The sequence below is a fragment of the Thermus thermophilus genome (genome assembly GCF_019974155.1).
Classification (GTDB): Bacteria; Deinococcota; Deinococci; order Deinococcales; family Thermaceae; genus Thermus; species Thermus thermophilus_C.
The window spans coordinates 1882508-1899296 of record NZ_AP025158.1 but is presented as its reverse complement, the minus strand read 5'-3'; the positions used below and the strand labels follow the sequence as shown (position 1 = coordinate 1899296).

Here is a 16789-nt window from a genome sequence, read left to right as displayed (position 1 = left end):
CTAGGCCTCCTTGAGGTCCGCCACCTGGGCCCCGGTGAGGGCGAGGAGCTCCTCGGGGGTGGCCCGGAAGAGGGCCCTCGGGGTGCCTCCGGCCGCCCAGACCTCGGGGTAGCCCAGGAGGTCCTCGTCCAGGTAGGCGGGCAAGGGCGTGTTGTGCCCCACCGGGGGGACACCCCCGATGGCGAAGCCGGTGAGTTCCCGCACCTCCTCCGGCGTGGCCTGGCGCAGGGGGCCGCCCACCAGACGCGTGGCCTTTCCCAGGTCCAGCCGGTTCTTCCCGCTCACCAGGAAGAGGTAGGCTCCCCTTTCCCCAACGAAGACCAGGCTCTTCACGATCTGCCCCACCTCCGCCCCCACGGCCTGGGCGGCTTCTTTGGCGGTGCGGGTGGAGGCGGGAAGCTCCACCACCTTCAGGTGGCCGAAGCCCCGGGCCTCGAGGGCGCCTTGGACCCGCCGGGCGGAGGGGGAGAGGCTCATAGGGCGGCGAGGAGCTCGGCGAGGAGGGCGGCGCGGCGGGGGATCTCCGGCACCACCACGTACTCCGTCTTCTGGTGGGCATCGCCCCCGAAAAGCCCCAGGCCGTCCAGGGTGGGCACCCCTAGGGCGGCGGTGAAGTTCCCGTCCGAGCCCCCGCCCACCCGGCCGGGCTCGAGCCTCAGGCCCAGGGCCTCCCCGATGGTCCGGGCCTTGGCGAAGAGGGCGAGGCTTTCCTCCGTGGGCTCCATGGGGGGGCGGTTGAGGCCGCCCGAGAGCACGAGCCTGGCCCCGGGCAGGACGGGCTTGAGGGCCTTAAGCCCTTCCTCCACCCGCCGCACCTCCTCCAGGGTCCAGGCCCTGAGGTCAATCTCCACCTCCGCCTCCTCGGCCACCACGTTGGTGGCCGTGCCGCCCCGGATGCGGTTCGGCCCCAGGGTGGTCCCCTTCTCCCGGTCCTCCAGGGCCGCCGCCTTGAGGACCTGGTGGGCGAGCTCCAGGATGGCGTTCACCCCCTTCTCCGGCTCTACCCCCTGGTGGGCGGCCTTGCCGATGGCCCTAAGCCGGTAGAGCCCCACCCCCTTGCGGGCCACCTTCAGGTGGCCTTCCGCGGTGGGGGGTTCCAGGACCAGCACCGCCCGGGCCTTCTTGGCGGCGGCCTCAATGAGGGGGCGGCTTTCCGGGGAGCCCACCTCCTCGTCGGGGGTGAAGAGGACCTCGAGGGCGGGAAGCCTCCGCCCCGTGGCCTCGGCGTAGCGCAGGGCGTAGAGGAGGGCGATGATCCCCCCCTTCATGTCGTAGACCCCGGGACCGATGGCCTTCTCCCGCTCCAGGCGGAAGGGCTCGGGGAAGCTCCCCTTGGGGTGGACGGTGTCGTAGTGGCAGAGGACGAGCACGGGGGCGCCCTCGCCTTCCCGCTTGAGGAGGAGGACGGGGCCCGCGGGGGTGTCCTTGCGGGAGAGGCGGCCCTCGAGGGGCCCGAAGGCCTCTTCCAGGAAGGCCGCGGCTTCCTTAAGGCCCGCGAGGTCCCCCGAGGGGGACTCCCGGCGGACGAAGGCCTCCAGGTCCTTGAGGATCTCGGGAAGGCGGGCTTCCATCCAGCGAAGGCTTTCCATGGCCCCCATTATGGCAGGGCCTCGCCTTGGAAGCTGAGCTCTCCTCACTTTGAGGGCCGGGGCTTGACGAGGGAAGGGAAGAGGGGGGCAAGTAAGGCGGGCCGCCTGCCACCCCCCTCTTCCCAGTCAAAACCGGGTGGAGGAGGAGTTCCTCCACCGCCTGGGCCGCGCCGTCCAGGATCTGGGGTATACCCCCCTCTTCCCGGACCGCGGCTTTGACCGGGCTTCCCTGAGGCAAAAGCTCCAGGGGTGGGGCATGGGCTTCCTCCTCCGCCTCTAGTAGAACCGGGAGGTGGAACCCCAAGGGGGGAAGCGCCTTCCCCTGAAGGAGGGCTACCAGCGTGTGGTCCACCCCCTGCGGGAGGAGGTCCGCCTTTTCGGACACGGTGGGGAGGGGGTAGAAGTCACCCTCCTGGTGTACCCAGGGGGTCGGGATCCCTGGTATCTGGCCTATTCGGGCCCTTTTGGGGGGGAGCCGCCCTATGGGTGGCGGATGTGGATTGAAGAGGGGTTTAGGGACCTGAAGGGGCAGGGGTTTGGGCTGGACCGCCATCGGCTGCGGACGGGGGCGAGCCTCAGGGGGTGGTTATGGCTTCTGGCCTTGGGGATGGCGCTCTTGGTCCTTCTGGGGGCGCGCTTGCAGGGCAGGGAATGGCTTCCCCGGCTCCTGGCCCATCCCGAGCGGCAGAGCCTCTTCCGTCTGGGCCGGATCGCCCTGGCCCAGGGACCCCTGCCTTGGAGGGAAGCCGTGCGGGCAGCGCTGGTCCGGTTGCCTCAGGAACTGGGAGGAGGAAAGGGATGAGCGTTCAGCTGGACAGGTCTTGGCAAACGGGAGGAGGGGTGGTATAAAAGGGGAGTATGCCCTTCGGGGCTTGTGCACACGAGAGCGGGGAGTAGTGGCTCTCCCCCTCCTTTTCGTGTGGCAGAAGGCTAGAGGAGGATAGAGGCGGCATGGAAGACAAGGCGACCCAGACCCCGGAACAGACCTTCAGCATGGAAGAGGCCCTTCAGGAGACGGAGGCCCGGCTGGAGAAGCGCGTGCGCCCCGGGCAGATCCTGACGGGCAAGGTGGTTCTGGTGGGCTCGGAAGGCGTGGCGGTGGACATCGGCGCCAAGACCGAGGGCATCATCCCCTTCAACCAGCTCACCACCAAGCCCCTCTCCGAGGAGGAACTCAGGAACCTTCTGAGCCCTGGGGACGAGGTGAAGGTCCAGGTGCTCCGGGTGGACCCCGAGACGGGCCAGATCCTGCTCTCCCGGAAGAAGATCGAGGCCCAGGAGAAGTGGGACCGGGTCCAGGAGCTTTACGAGAAGGGCGAGCCCGTCACCGTGACCATCAAGGAGCGGGTGAAGGGGGGCGTGGTCGCCGAGCTGGACGGTGTCCAGGGCTTCATGCCCGCCTCCCAGCTGGACCTTAGGCGCGTCCCGAACCTGGACGAGTTCGTGGGCCAGCAGGTCCTGGCCAAGATCATTGAGTTCCACCGCCGTAAAGGCCGGGTCATCCTCTCCCGCCGGGCGGTGCTGGAGGAGGAGCAGAAGCGGGCCCGGGAGGCCTTCCTCAAGAGCCTCGAGCCCGGCCAGGTGGTGGAGGGCACCGTGGTGGAGGTGACCGACTTCGGGGTCTTCGTCAACCTGGGCCCCGTGGACGGCTTGGTCCACCGCTCCGAGATCACCTGGGGGCGGTTCAACCACCCCCGCGAGGTGATCCAGAAGGGCCAGAAGGTGAAGGCCCAGGTCCTCTCCGTGGACCCCGAGAAGGAGCGGGTCAACCTCTCCATCAAGGCCCTCATCCCCGACCCCTGGACCACGGTGGCGGAGAAGTACCCCGTGGGCACCCGGGTCCGGGGCAAGGTGGTGGGCCTCACCCAGTTCGGGGCCTTCGTGGAGGTGGAGCCGGGCCTCGAGGGCCTGATCCACATCTCCGAGCTCTCCTGGACCAAGCGGCCCAAGCACCCCTCCGAGGTGGTGAAGGAGGGGGACGAGGTGGAGGCCGTGGTCCTGCGCCTGGACCCCGAGGAGCGCCGCCTCTCCCTGGGCCTCAAGCAGACCCAGCCCGATCCCTGGCAGCAGCTCACGGAGAAGTACCCGCCCGGCACCGTGCTGAAGGGCAAGGTTACCGGGGTCACGGACTTCGGGGTCTTCGTGGAGATTGAGCCCGGCATTGAGGGGCTCGTCCACGTCTCCGAGCTGGACCACAAGCGGGTGGAGAACCCGGCCGCCCTCTTCAAGAAGGGGGACGAGATGGAGGTCGTGGTCCTCAACATTGACCCGGTGGAGCAGCGGGTCTCCCTCTCCCGCAAGCGCCTCCTTCCGCCCCCCCTGCCCCAGGAGGAGGAGCGGCCCCGCCGCGCCCGCTCGGGCAAGGAGCGCGCCCGCCGCAAGGGGGCGCCCCGCCGGGAGGACCGGAGGGAGTACGAGTACGGCGCCGTGGCGGAGTACAACCTCTACGACGCCTCCAGCGTGCCCACCACCACGGCCACGGTGAAGCTCGGCGACCTCTACGGCGACCTCTTGGCGAGCCTGGGCTTCGAGGAGGAGGCTGAGGAGAAGAGCCGAGGCTAAGACCCTTTCCCAGGCCCCGCGCTGGAAAAGTCCGGCGCGGGGCTTTCGTGTGGAAGCGCCCCGGCGCAAAGGCGTATCATGGGGGCGTGCGCGCGTCCCTACGTCCCTAGCGGGGGGAAGGGTTTTTGCGGCCCCTTCCCTCCTAGGGAGGGGCTTTTTTGAGGAGGAGCCATGGAGAAGTACAACCCGCACGCCATTGAGGCCAAGTGGCAGCGCTTCTGGGAGGAGAAGGGGTTCATGAAGGCCAAGGACCTCCCGGGGGGCCGGGGGAAGCAGTACGTCCTCGTCATGTTCCCCTACCCCTCGGGGGACCTGCACATGGGCCACCTGAAGAACTACACCATGGGGGACGTCCTGGCCCGCTTCCGCCGGATGCAGGGCTACGAGGTCCTCCACCCCATGGGCTGGGACGCTTTTGGCCTTCCGGCGGAGAACGCCGCCCTGAAGTTCGGCGTCCACCCTAAGGACTGGACCTACGCCAACATCCGCCAGGCCAAGGAGAGCCTCCGGCTCATGGGCATCCTCTACGACTGGGACCGGGAGGTCACCACCTGCGAGCCCGAGTACTACCGCTGGAACCAGTGGATCTTCCTCAAGATGTGGGAAAAGGGCCTGGCCTACCGGGCGAAGGGCCTCGTCAACTGGTGCCCCAAGTGCCAGACGGTCCTCGCCAACGAGCAGGTGGTGGAGGGGCGGTGCTGGCGGCACGAGGACACCCCCGTGGAGAAGCGGGAGCTGGAGCAGTGGTACCTGCGCATCACCGCCTACGCCGAGAGGCTCCTTAAGGACCTCGAGGGCCTGGACTGGCCCGAGAAGGTCAAGGCCATGCAAAGGGCCTGGATCGGCCGCTCCGAGGGGGCGGAGATCCTCTTCCCCGTGGAGGGGAAGGAGGTGAAGATCCCCGTCTTCACCACCCGGCCCGACACCCTCTTCGGGGCCACCTTCCTCGTGCTCGCCCCGGAGCACCCCCTCACCCTGGAGCTCGCCGCCCCCGAGAGGCGGGAGGAGGTCCTGGCCTACGTGGAGGCCGCCAAGCGCAAGACGGAGATTGAGCGCCAGGCGGAAGGCAGGGAGAAGACCGGGGTCTTCCTCGGGGCCTACGCCCTAAACCCCGCCACGGGGGAGAGGGTCCCCATCTGGACCGCGGACTACGTGCTCTATGGCTACGGCACCGGGGCCATCATGGCCGTCCCCGCCCACGACCAGAGGGACTACGAGTTCGCCAGGAAGTTCGGCCTTCCCATCAAGAAGGTGATTGAGCGGCCTGAAGACCCCCTCCCCGAGCCCCTGGAAAGGGCCTACGAGGAGCCCGGGATCATGGTGAACTCCGGGCCCTTTGACGGCACGCCAAGCGAGGAGGGGAAGAAGAGGGTCATCGCCTGGCTGGAGGAGAAGGGCCTGGGTAAGGGCCGGGTCACCTACCGCCTCCGGGACTGGCTCATCAGCCGCCAGCGCTACTGGGGAACCCCCATCCCCATGGTCCACTGCGAGGCCTGCGGGGTGGTCCCCGTCCCCGAGGAGGAGCTTCCCGTGCTCCTTCCCGACCTCAAGGACGTGGAGGACATCCGCCCCAAGGGGAAAAGCCCCCTGGAGGCCCACCCCGAGTTCTACGAGACCACCTGCCCCAGGTGCGGCGGCCCCGCCAAGCGGGACACGGACACCATGGACACCTTCTTTGACAGCAGCTGGTACTACCTGCGCTACACCGACCCCCACAACGACCGCCTCCCCTTTGACCCCGAGAAGGCGAACGCCTGGATGCCCGTGGACCAGTACATCGGCGGGGTGGAGCACGCGGTGCTTCACCTCCTCTACAGCCGCTTCTTCACCAAGTTCCTCCACGACCTGGGGATGGTGAAGGTGGAGGAGCCCTTCCAGGGCCTCTTCACCCAGGGCATGGTCCTCGCCTGGACGGACTTTGGCCCCGTGGAAGTGGAAGGCGAGGTGGTGCGCCTCCCCGAGCCCACCCGCATCCGGCTGGAGATCCCGGAAAGCGCCCTCTCCCTGGAGGACGTGCGGAAGATGGGGGCCGAGCTCAGGCCCCACGAGGACGGCACCCTCCACCTCTGGAAGCCCGCCGTCATGAGCAAGTCCAAGGGCAACGGCGTCATGGTGGGGCCCTTCGTGAAGGAGCAGGGGGCGGACATCGCCCGCATCACCATCCTCTTCGCCGCGCCCCCGGAGAACGAGATGGTCTGGACGGAGGAGGGGGTCCAGGGGGCCTGGCGCTTCCTGAACCGCATCTACCGGCGGGTGGCCGAGGACCGGGAGGCCCTTTTGGCGACGAGCGAGGTCTTCCAGGCGGAGGCGTTGGAGGGGAAGGACCGGGAGCTTTACGGTAAGCTCCACGAGACCCTGAAGAAGGTCACGGAGGACCTCGAGGCCCTCCGCTTCAACACCGCCATCGCCGCCCTCATGGAGTTCCTGAACGCCCTCTACGAGTACCGCAAGGACCGCCCCGTGACCCCCGTTTACCGCACCGCCCTCCGCTACTACCTGCAGATGCTCTTCCCCTTCGCCCCCCACCTGGCCGAGGAGCTTTGGCACTGGTTCTGGCCCGATAGCCTCTTCCAGGCGGGCTGGCCCGAGCTGGACGAGAAGGCCCTGGAGAAGGACGTGGTGGAGGTGGCCGTCCAGGTGAACGGGCGGGTGCGGGGGACGATCCGAATCCCCAAGGACGCCCCCCTGGAGGTGGCGCGGGCCGAGGCCCTTAAGGTGCGAAACGTCCAGGCCCACCTCGAGGGCAAGGAGGTGGTGAAGGAGATCTACGTCCCGGGGAAGATCCTCAACCTGGTAGTGCGGGGCTAGGGAGGCTGAGGCGGGTGGGGAGGGCCTTGGCCACCTCCCCCTTGGCCGGGGTGAGGAAGAGCCCCTCCCCGCCCCCCGAAGGCGAGGAGCCTCCCGTAGCCCAGGAAGAACCCCTCGGGGTCCAGGAGGCCGTAGAGCCGGTCCCAGAGGGGCGGGCCCTCGAGGGGGGCAAGCCTCGGCCCCGCTTCCTGAAAGTGGGCGAGGAGCCTTTCCTGCCGGTTTTTCCGCCTCTCCGCCGGGGTCTTCCTCCGGGCCTCGGGGAGGGGAGGGAGGAGGCGCACCCGGAGGTCCTTCCGCCAGGCGAGGGCCCTGTAGAGCTCCTCCGCCTCCAGGACCGCCACCTCTACGGGGTTTAGGGCGTCCACCTGCAAAAGGCGGTACCCCGGGTCCAAAAGCCCGTCCGTGTCCGCCACCGCGGGGCTTCCTTGGGGGATGAGGCGGGCCAGGCGCAGGGCCGCCACCAGGGCCTTCGCCTCCGCCCCCGCCGGGGAGAGGGTGCCCAAAAGGGTCCGGCGCACCAGGAGGAGGCGCCCCTCCCGATGGAGGAAGAGGGAGAAGGTCCCGGGAAGGGCCCCCTGCCCCGGGTCCAGGTCCAGGAGGAAGGCCTCGCCCGCCTTCTGGAGGAGCCGCCTGGCCAGGGTGGTCTTTCCCGCGTCCGTGGGGCCCAGGAGGAGGAGCATCTTATCTCCCTGTTTCCTTCGCCCGACTGGCCTTTAGAAACGCCTTGCCGGGGCCTCCACGCCGGCATGTAGCCTCAGGGACCCAGCTTGCGCTTGAGGTAGGCCAGAAGCTCCTCCAGAGCGAGCCTGAGCCGCCTCTGTTCCTCCGCCAGGGCCTCGAGGGGGTCCTTCCGCTCCTCCCCGACGAGGGTCTTGAAGAGGAGGGTGGGGTTGCCGCAGGTGGGGCAGGCGAGCCCCTGGGGGTTTGCGGAGTAGGCGTAGAAGATCCGGGTGCGGCACCTGGGGCAGAGGAGGTACTTGAGCCCCGGGGCCTCCCCCCGCCTTAGGGCCGCCTCCAAGGCCACGGCCTCCTCGGGGGCGAAGCCGAGAAAGTAGTCCTCCCCGACCCTCAAGGGGTCTTGAGGAACCGCCGTGGCCTTGAGCTCCCCCTTCTTCCCCTTGGGGGTCTCCCAGGTGACCCCGTTCCAGCGGAAGTGGCGGAGGTGTTGCTTCCCCTCCCGGTCCACGATCTCCACGATGAGCTCCAGCTCGGGGTCCTCAGGGTAGTAGTAGAGGCGCACCGCCTGGGCCCCGGGAAGGGCGGGCAGGGTGTGGACGTAGGGCCCCTTTCCCTTGGCCGGGTAGCCCACCAGGCGCTGAAGGTCGTAGAGGGTGAGGCCGGGGCGGGAGGGGCCCCCGAAGAGGAGTTCCTCCACCCGTCGGAAGGCGGCCTCGAGGCCCGGGTCCATGGCCAAAGTCTACTAGAACCCCTAAGGCCAAAAGACGCAGTAGGGCCGAAGTACCGCGTGCTTCCCGCCCCCGTAGCGGGAGAGCATGGCCTCCTGCACCCCCCTCTCCGGCCAGAGGTAGTCCACCACGAGGGGGGCGTCCTCGTTCTCCGCCCCGCCCAGGTTCCAGGGCCCTGCCTCCTTGGCCACGGGCCGGAAGTGGTCGGGGCCGTAGCCGTCCTGGCTGCCCACGAGCACGTAGAAGCAGACCCGTTGCCCCGGGGCGGGGTTGAAGTGCTTCTTGTCCAGCTGGACGATCACCTGCTTGTCCGCGGGGTTGCTCCCCACCGTGATCCCGTCGGCGGTGTCCGTGCCGTCGGGGAAGCCCACCCGTTGCCCGTACTGGGGCCAGCCCGCCACCTTGAGGAAGAGGTCCCAGGGGTGCTCGGGGTCAAAGGCCACCTTGGCCCCCTCGGCGAAGGGGTCGGTGCGCCCCCCTTCCTTGAAGTCCAGGTAGACGTTGAGGAGCTGGTGGCTGAAGCCCGCCGGGGCCCCCCAGGGGTTGGTCATCTCCTTGAAGGGGAAGACGAAGGTCCAGGTGGCCCCGCTGTCCAGAACCCGCATCTCCAAGAGGTCAAAGAGGCCCTGGAAGGGGGCGAAGGCCGCTTCCTTGGGGTAGGTGTAGGTGCCGGGGCCGTGCTCGTCCCCCTCGGGGTCCGGGATGGCCAGGACCTCTTTCCCGGCCAGGCGCTGGGGCAGGGAGAGGGCCAGGGGGCTCGCGTTGGGGGCCGCGTCCACCACCCGGCCTTGCCGCTCCAGGACCACGGCGAGGCGCAGGGTGTCCCCCGGCCCCGCCTTCAGGGTGGTGTAGGGAAGGCGCATCTCCACCACCTCGCCCACGTAGGCCCGCCGCCCCTGGAGGTCGGCGGGGGAACTCGCCAGGACCCAGGCCCCGTTCCGGTAGGCGTAGCGCACCAACACCGCCTCCCCGTCCCGCACCTGGTCCAGGTCCAAGGTAAGCCGCTGCTGCAGGGGGAAGCCTAGGGAAACCTCGCTCCCTTCGGGGAAGGCCGCCCCGCCCTCCTCCCCCGGCGTGGTGGCGTAGACGTGGAGGCGGAGGCCCTGGCCCAGGAGGTCCGCCGCCCTCATCCCCTCCCTTAGGTCCACCCTCAGGTAGACGTTCTGCTCGTCAAAGCCCAGGTACACCCCTTTGAGGAGGTCGTCCTGGGTCTGCATGGTGGTGCCCTCGAGGTCGGGCAGGTAGGCGGCGCCCTTCCACTCCTCGGGAGGGTCCACCCGGCCGTCCAGCTGGGGCCTTATCCGGCCCGGGGTGCCCTGGGGGGCCGCGGGGGGCCGCACGGCGATGAAGAGCTCCTCGGGGGGCTCCTTCCCCAGGGTCTCGTAGACCGCCCGGAGGAGGGCGCGGAAGCCCTCGTCAAAGGGCGGGTTGTTGGGGAAGCCCGTGTCCTGGCCGTACCACCAGAACCAGTCCGAGGCCTGGGCGGCGTAGATGAGGCCCATGGCCCGCTCCGCCACCTTGGGGTCCCCGCCCGCTTCCCGGTAGGCCACCACCGCCTGCCGGGCCCGGCTTAGCCGGTCCCAGGCCTCGTTCTCCTCCGGCTCCCCGGCCCACATGGCGAAGTCCCCGACCCACCCCCCGGTGCCGAGGCGCGGAAGGGCCACCGAGGGGAGGTCCAGCACCTCGGAGAAGCGCACCGTCTTCAGGGTGCCCTTGGCCTGCTCCTCGGAAAGGCGCTTGTAAAGCAGGCGGCGGAAGGTGTTGCCGTTTTCGGGATAGTTCTCCCAGGCGTTCTCCCCGTCCAAGGCGATGGTAAGGACGGCCTCGGGGTTTTCCCGGATCACCTGGCGGCGGATCTCCAGGAGGCTTGCGATGAAGTCCTCCACCGCCTCCTCGGGGGGCATCCCGCTATAGCGGAAGCCGATCCGGTCCGAGAGGTCCCGGTGCCGGAAGAAGAGGACCAGGCGCCTGCCGTCCTTCTCCACGTGGTAGGGCCGGGTCAGGGTGAGGGGGTTCACGGGGAAGCCGCTCTTGCCCAGGACGGCCTCGTCCGTCACCAGGAAGCGCACGCCCTCCTCGGCGTAGAGCTCGGCCGCCTTCTGGCTCACGGCCCCTTCGGGGGGCCACATGCCTAAGGGTTCCCTCCCGAAGAGCTCCCGGAAGTAGGCCTTCCCGGAGCGCACCTGCCAGCGGGCGTCCTCCGGCCAGGCGATGGGCTCCTTGGGGAGGGCGAGGGTGGGGTTGGACTCGCGGATGGCCTCCTTGTCCAGGAGGATGGGGAGGATGGGGTGGTAGTAGGGGGTGGTGAGGAGGTCAATCTGGCCCCGCTCCCAAAGCCTTTGGTGGAGGGGCAGGATGGTGGCCATGAGCTCCAGGTGCTTCTTCAGGACGTAGTCCAGGTCCTCCTGGGAAAACCCCCGGTCCTTCTTGCGGAGGGCCTCGAGGCGGGGGTCCTTGGCGATGTAGTCCCGGTTGATCCAGAGGAGGTTCCAGAGGACCCGGAGGTCGGTGAGGTCCTGGTCGGTGAAGGCCTCCCCCCGGTTCTTCTTGGCCTGAAGCTCCTGGTAGCGGGGGCTTTCCGCCACGAAGCGGGGGTTGAGGTCAAAGAAGCGCTCCACCACGAAGGCCCGCTCCTCCGGGGTGAGGGCGCCCGCGGGCTTTTCCGAGACCCGCCAGTAGGCGTCCTTGGCCTTGCCGGAGAGGTAGTCCCCGATCTGCTTGAGGAGGGTGGAGGTGTAGTCAAAGCTCACCTTGACCTCGGGAAACTCCAGGAGGACCTCGGCCATCCAGGGGTAGTCGTTCACCCCGTGCATGCGCACCCAGGGCTCCCCGTACTGGCCCGTGAGGGGGTTCTCGTAAGGGGGCTGGTGCTGGTGCCAGAGGATGGCCACCTTGAGGGGCTGGGCCAGGCCTGCCGTCAGGAAGAGGGCCGCCGCGAGGAGCCTTCCCTTCACGGCCTCACCCCCTGCCCGTTCATGGAACCGCCCTTTGGCGCCATGCGCCCATTCTACGGCGGGGAGGCGGGGATAATGGTCCCATGGCCCTCCTCTTCACCCCTCTTGTCCTTCGGGACCTCAGGCTAAAAAACCGCCTGGCCATGTCCCCCATGTGCCAGTACTCGGCCACGGAAGGGGGAGAGGTCACGGACTGGCACCTCCTCCACTACCCCACCCGGGCCCTGGGCGGGGTGGGGCTTGTGATCGTGGAGGCCACGGCGGTCCTCCCCGAAGGGAGGATCAGCCCCTTTGACCTTGGGATCTGGTCTGAGGACCACCTCCCGGGCCTTAGGGAGCTTGCCCGGCGCATCCGGGAGGCGGGGGCGGTGCCGGGGATCCAGCTCGCCCACGCCGGGCGCAAGGCGGGCACGGCGAGGCCCTGGGAAGGAGGAAGGCCTTTGGGCTGGAAGGTGGTGGGGCCAAGCCCCCTCCCCTTCGCCGAGGGCTACCCTGTCCCCGAGCCTTTGGACGAGGCGGGCATGGGGCGGGTCCTCGAGGCCTTCGTGGAAGGGGCCAAAAGGGCCCTCCGGGCGGGGTTTTTGGTGGTGGAGCTCCACATGGCCCACGGCTACCTCCTCTCCTCCTTCCTCTCGCCCCTTTCCAACCGGCGGGAGGACGCCTACGGGGGAAGCCTTGAAAACCGCATGCGCTTTCCCCTGGAGGTGGCCCGAGCGGTGCGGGAGGCCCTGCCCCCGGAGCTTCCCCTCTTCGTTCGGGTCTCGGCCACAGACTGGGGGGAAGGGGGGTGGGGCCTCGAGGACACCCTGGCCTTCGCCGAACGGCTCAAGGCCCTGGGGGTGGACCTCCTGGACCTCTCCTCGGGCGGGGTGGTGCCGGGGGTGAGGGTCCCCGCGGCCCCGGGCTTCCAGGTCCCCTTCGCCGATGCGGTGCGCAAGCGGGTGGGGATGCCGACGGGGGCGGTGGGCCTCCTCACCACCCCCGAGCAGGCGGAGACCGTCCTCCAGGCGGGAAGCGCCGACCTGGTGCTTCTGGGCCGGGTCCTCCTCCGGGACCCCTACTTCCCCCTGAAGGCGGCCAAGGCCCTGGGGGCGGAGGCCCCGATTCCGCCCCAGTACCTGCGGGCTTTCTGAGGCCACCCCATCGCGGACCCGCCTCCATGGAGCCCGAAAGGAACCCTTGAGGAAGGGGCGTGGAGGACCTCTGGCCTACCCCTCGGTTCTCAGAAGCTCCAGAAGGGCCTTCCGGTAGGCCTCGTAGGCCGCCCGGCCCTCCGGGGTGAGGGCCACCCAGGTCTTGGGCCTTTTGCCCCGGAAGCCCTTCTCCACCCGCACGTACCCCACCTCCTCCAGCTTCTGCAGGTGGCTTGAGAGGTTGCCTTCGGTGAGCCCCAGGGCCTCCTTGAGCCAGGTGAACTCCGCCTTCGCCCCCTCCCCCAGGCCCGCAAGGAGGGCCACGATGCGCAGGCGGGTCTCCTGGTGGATCACCGGGTCCAGCGCCAAAGGAGCACCCCCCCGTAGACCAGGGCACAAAGCCCCACCGCGCCCATCCCCAGGTGGAAGAGGCCGGGGAAGGCCCGATAGAGAAGGAGGTCTGCGGCGAAGAACCCTAGCCCCGCCCAGGCCATTCCCGGGATCCGCCACAGGGTGCCCAGGTAGGCGTAGGCGAAGGCCACCAGGCTGACCAGGAAGCTTTCCCCCCTCAAGTCCGTGGGCGGGAGGAGGAGGAGCCAGTGGAGGAGGGCAAAGAGGGTGAGCAGGGCCCAGAAGTAGAAGGTCTGGAGGCCCAGGAAGCTCCTCACGCTCACCCCCTGCCGGGCCCCTAGGTAGAAGGAGAGGAGCCCGCCCAGGGGGCCCGCCACCGTCCAGAACCGCCCTCCCACCTCCGGATTCCAGGCCAGGAGAAAGCTTCCCAAGGCCCAGAGCGCGCCCCAAAGTACAAGGGTCCATCCCCCCAGGAGGGCGAGCCTTAGCCGGGCTTCCCCTTCCGCCCGCTCGGCCGCCTCCAGCAGGGCCTTGGCCTCCTCCGGCTTCACGGTCTACCTCCCCCAAAGGCCAGGCGCACGTACCACCCGCCCCCGGAAGCCCCCAGGGGCAGGGCGTACCCGGCGCCTAGGCCCAAAAGCCAGCCCCCTTCCTCCCGGAAGAACCAGAAGCCCCGCACCCCAAGGTCCAGGAGGAAGCCTCCGCTTTCGCCCCCCAGGCCCAGGGCGGGGAGGAGGAAGACCCCGGGGCCCACGGGAAGCCAGGCCCCCACGAGGAAGACCCCCCCGTACCCCCTCGGCCCGCCCCAGGACTCCCCGCCCAGGGCCACTCCCTGGAAGGTCCCGAAACTGCCCCCGCCCACCTGCCAGGCCCCCTGGAAGCCCAGGAAGCCGTACCCCAGGGAGCCCCCTAGGGCCGGGGCGAGGAGGAGCCAGGCCCAGACCAGCGCCCGCTTGGCGTTCATGCTCACCTCCGCCAATAACTTTGTAGCGCAAACTTATCGGCACGTCAAGAGGTGGCCTCGAGCCCGCCCACCAAGGTGTAGACTCTTCCCATGCGGGCCATACGGGTGCACGAGGTGGGCGGACCGGAGGTTTTGAGGCTTGAGGAGCTTCCCCTCCCGGAGCCTGGGCCCGGGGAGGTCCTGGTGCGGCTCCAGGCCATCGGGGTGAACTTCATTGACACCTACAAGCGGAAGGGCCTCTACCCCATGCCCCTCCCCTTCACCCTGGGGGAGGAGGGGGCCGGGGTGGTGGAGAAGGTGGGGGAAGGCGTGGTGGGGGTGAAGCCCGGGGACCGGGTGGCCTTCGCCAACGTGCAGGGCGCCTACGCCGAGTACCAGGTGGTCCCGGCGGAGAGGCTCGTCCCCCTCCCCGAGGGGCTGGACCCGAGGCTCGCCGCCGCGGCCCTCCTCCAGGGGATGACGGTCCACTACCTCCTCAAGAGCACCTACCCCGTGGCCCCCGGGGACCAGGTCCTGGTGCACGCCGGGGCCGGGGGGGTGGGGCAGCTCCTCATCCAGTGGGCCAAGCGCCTGGGGGCCACGGTCTACGCCACGGCGAGCACCGAGGAGAAGCGCCGGCTCTGCCTCCAGGCGGGGGCCGACTACGCCCTGCCCTACGAGGGCTTCGCCGAGGCGGTGAAGGCCCTCTCGGGGGGCGGGGTGGACGTGGTCTACGACGGGGTGGGGAAGGACACCTTCCTGGGAAGCCTTGCGGCCCTAAGGCCCCGGGGGATGCTCGTCCTCTTCGGCCAGTCCTCGGGGCCGGTGCCGCCCCAGGACCCCCAGATCCTCAACCGCATGGGAAGCCTCTTCCTCACCCGCCCCACCCTCCACCACTACACGGCAAGCCGCAAGGAACTCCTCTTTCGGGCGGGGGAGGTCTTCCGGGGGGTGCTGGAGGGCTGGCTTAAGGTGCGCATCGGGGCCGAGTTCCCCCTGGAAAAGGCCCGGGAGGCCCACGAGGCCTTGGAGGGCCGGAGGACCACGGGCAAGGTCCTCCTCCTGCCCTAGGCCGGGGTAACCGGGCACACTTTTCCGGAAGCGGCGTGGTATACTATGGGCCGTTCCAAGGGCTCATGTGACCACGCCTTGCGCGGTGCGCCGTCTTCCCTAAGCCCGCATAGGGAGGTGCAGGATGCTCGGTGGATATGCCCATAGGATCGCCCGGATTGACCTGAGCACGGGCCAGGTGGAGTACTTCGCCCCCGACCCCAAGGACCTGGAGATGTACGTGGGGGGGCGGGGCCTCGGGGTGAAGTACGTCTTTGAGAACGGCCCCCAGGTGGACCCCTTGGGCCCCGAAAACCTCCTCTGCATCATGAACGGCCCCCTCTCCGGCACCCGGGCCAAGATGTCGGGAAGGCTCGCCGTGGTCACCAAAAGCCCCCTCACGGGCACGGTGACGGACAGCCACATGGGGGGCTGGACCGCGGCCAAGCTCAAGTGGGCGGGGTTTGACGGCCTCCTCATCAAGGGAGCCTCGGACAAGCCCGTCTACCTCCTGGTGAAGGACGGGGAAGTCTCCATCCACGACGCCTCCGACCTCTGGGGCAAGACCACCCACGAGACCCACCGCATCCTCCGGGAGCGGCACGGGGAGGACGCGGACGTGATGGCCATCGGCCCCGCGGGGGAGAACCTCGTGCGCTTCGCCAACTGGATCAACAACGACGAGCGCGCCGCAGGCCGGGGCGGCACCGGGGCGGTGGCGGGGAGCAAGAAGCTCAAGGCCATCGTGGTGGTGGGCACCCACGACAAGATGCCCCAGCCCAAGGACCCCGAGCTCTGGAAGGAGGCGGACCGCCTGGCCTCGGCCACCATCAACGACCCCAAGAACGTCACCGCCCCCAAGAAGGGCGGGCTTTCCCTCTACGGCACCAACGTCCTCATGAACATCACCAACGTCATGGGGGCCCTGCCCACCTTTAACGCCCAGCACACCTGCATTGAGGGGGCGGAGAAGATCTCCGGGGAGTACATCCGGGAGCACCGCCTCATCAAGGACAACACCTGCCACGCCTGCCCCGTGGCCTGCAAGAAGATGGTGGAGGTCCACATCAACGGCAAGACCATCCGCTTTGAGTCCTACGAGTACGAGTCCGCCTGGGCCCTGGGGGCCCACTCGGGCCACACCGACCCCGACTGGACGGGCTACGCCATCTACCTCTGCAACGCCTACGGCATGGACACCATTGAGGCGGGCAACGCCATCGCCGTCCTCATGGAGGCCACGGAGAAGGGCTACTACCAGGGCGAGGACGGGATCCGCTTCGGGGACAAGGAGGGGGAGGTGCGGGTCCTCGAGGCCATCGCCTACCGCAAGGGCGTGGGGGACATGCTGGCGGAGGGCCCCGCCCGCTTCGCCAAGGCCATCGGCCACCCCGAGATCGCCCTGGAGGTCAAGGGCCAGTCCATCCCCGCCTACGACCCCCGGGGCCTCAAGGGCATGGGCATCGCCTACGCCACCTCCAACCGGGGGGCCTGCCACCTTAGGGCCTACACCCCGGCCTCGGAGATCCTGGGCGTGCCCTACAAGACCGACCCCCTGGCCTGGGAGGGGAAGGGCAAGCTCACCAAGCTCTTCCAGGACCTCTCCGCCTTCACCGACTCCCTGGACCTCTGCAAGTTCAGCCAGTTCGCCGAGGGCCCCGAGGAGTACGCCAAGCAGCTTGCCGCCTACTGGGGCCGCCCCGTGACCCCCGAGGAGATCCTGAGGATCGGGGAGCGCATCTACAACCTGGAGCGCTACTACAACAACCTGGCGGGCTGGGGCGAGGGCTCGGACTACCTGCCCGAGCGCTTCCTCAAGGAGCCCTCCGACTGCGCGGGCTCCAAGGGCCAGGTCACCGAGCTGGACCGGATGCTGGAGGAGTACTACCGGGAGCGGGGCTGGGAGCGGGGTGTGGTGCCCCCGGCCAAGCTCCAGGAGCTCGGCATCCTCTCCCAGGCGGCGGACGACTAGCCCTCCCCAGGGTGGCCCCGG

General features: G+C 69.1%; 12 protein-coding genes and 2 pseudogenes. 6 read left to right on the top strand and 8 right to left on the bottom strand.

Going from position 1 to position 16789, the window contains the following annotated elements:
* Both TthTMY_RS10205 and TthTMY_RS10200 read right to left on the bottom strand, forming a co-directional pair.
* Window positions 1–477 carry a YbaK/EbsC family protein gene (locus tag TthTMY_RS10205; protein WP_096411186.1) on the bottom strand — a complete coding sequence of 159 codons (477 nt, stop codon included), beginning with the start codon at window positions 475–477 and terminating at the stop codon, window positions 1–3.
* Window positions 474–1589 carry a M20 family metallopeptidase gene (locus TthTMY_RS10200; RefSeq protein WP_172844643.1) on the bottom strand — a complete coding sequence of 372 codons (1116 nt, stop codon included), beginning with the start codon at window positions 1587–1589 and terminating at the stop codon, window positions 474–476. The genes TthTMY_RS10205 and TthTMY_RS10200 overlap by 4 nt, the downstream gene beginning before the upstream one ends.
* 103 nt (window positions 1590–1692) lie before the next feature.
* Here TthTMY_RS10200 and TthTMY_RS10195 point away from each other — a divergent pair.
* From TthTMY_RS10195 to leuS, 3 genes and pseudogenes are all read left to right on the top strand, one after another.
* Window positions 1693–2391: pseudogene (locus tag TthTMY_RS10195) on the top strand (IS4 family transposase); the annotation flags it as partial.
* A 149-nt stretch (window positions 2392–2540) separates the two neighbouring features.
* Entirely contained in the window at window positions 2541–4151 is a 1611-nt protein-coding gene (locus tag TthTMY_RS10190) for a 30S ribosomal protein S1 (RefSeq protein ID WP_096411184.1), read from the top strand.
* A gap of 171 nt (window positions 4152–4322) precedes the next feature.
* The gene (leuS, locus tag TthTMY_RS10185) at window positions 4323–6959 is read left to right on the top strand and encodes a leucine--tRNA ligase (RefSeq protein ID WP_096411183.1); all 2637 of its coding nucleotides are present in this window, start codon (window positions 4323–4325) and stop codon (window positions 6957–6959) included.
* Here leuS and TthTMY_RS10180 read toward each other — a convergent pair.
* The 3 genes and pseudogenes from TthTMY_RS10180 to TthTMY_RS10170 form a co-directional block, all read right to left on the bottom strand.
* Window positions 6937–7639, bottom strand: a pseudogene (locus tag TthTMY_RS10180) (Clp1/GlmU family protein). The gene leuS and the pseudogene TthTMY_RS10180 sit on opposite strands and share 23 nt — an antisense overlap.
* Before the next feature lie 74 nt (window positions 7640–7713).
* A complete protein-coding gene (locus TthTMY_RS10175; RefSeq protein WP_096411181.1) occupies window positions 7714–8367 on the bottom strand; it encodes a hypothetical protein in 654 nt (217 codons plus the stop codon).
* Window positions 8368–8388: 21 nt separating this feature from the next.
* Entirely contained in the window at window positions 8389–11319 is a 2931-nt protein-coding gene (locus TthTMY_RS10170) for a glucodextranase DOMON-like domain-containing protein (protein WP_223903243.1), read from the bottom strand.
* Window positions 11320–11402: 83 nt separating this feature from the next.
* On the opposite strand from TthTMY_RS10170, the gene TthTMY_RS10165 reads away from it, so the two are divergent.
* Window positions 11403–12452: an NADH:flavin oxidoreductase/NADH oxidase gene (locus tag TthTMY_RS10165; RefSeq protein ID WP_096411180.1), complete on the top strand. Its 1050-nt coding sequence runs from the start codon at window positions 11403–11405 to the stop codon at window positions 12450–12452.
* 75 nt (window positions 12453–12527) lie between these two features.
* Here the strand turns inward: TthTMY_RS10165 and TthTMY_RS10160 are convergent, their stop codons facing one another.
* Genes TthTMY_RS10160 through TthTMY_RS10150 form a run of 3 tightly spaced genes read right to left on the bottom strand, consistent with a single transcriptional unit; the run spans window position 12528 to window position 13767 of the window.
* Window positions 12528–12821, bottom strand: a complete 294-nt coding sequence (locus TthTMY_RS10160) for a winged helix-turn-helix domain-containing protein (RefSeq protein ID WP_223903242.1) — start codon at window positions 12819–12821, stop codon at window positions 12528–12530.
* On the bottom strand, window positions 12803–13354 hold the full coding sequence (locus TthTMY_RS10155; protein WP_096411178.1) for a hypothetical protein: 552 nt from the start codon (window positions 13352–13354) through the stop codon (window positions 12803–12805). The genes TthTMY_RS10160 and TthTMY_RS10155 overlap by 19 nt, the downstream gene beginning before the upstream one ends.
* Window positions 13351–13767, bottom strand: coding sequence for a hypothetical protein (locus TthTMY_RS10150; RefSeq protein ID WP_223903241.1), 417 nt, complete (start codon window positions 13765–13767; stop codon window positions 13351–13353). Before TthTMY_RS10150 ends, TthTMY_RS10155 begins: the two co-directional genes overlap by 4 nt.
* A gap of 90 nt (window positions 13768–13857) precedes the next feature.
* Here TthTMY_RS10150 and TthTMY_RS10145 point away from each other — a divergent pair, with 90 nt between their 5' ends.
* On the top strand, window positions 13858–14817 hold the full coding sequence (locus tag TthTMY_RS10145) for a quinone oxidoreductase family protein (RefSeq protein ID WP_096411176.1): 960 nt from the start codon (window positions 13858–13860) through the stop codon (window positions 14815–14817).
* A 124-nt stretch (window positions 14818–14941) separates the two neighbouring features.
* Window positions 14942–16768 (top strand): aldehyde ferredoxin oxidoreductase family protein, encoded by a 1827-nt coding sequence (locus tag TthTMY_RS10140; RefSeq protein ID WP_223903240.1) that lies wholly within the window; start codon window positions 14942–14944, stop codon window positions 16766–16768.
* The last annotated feature ends 21 nt before the right edge of the window (window positions 16769–16789 follow it).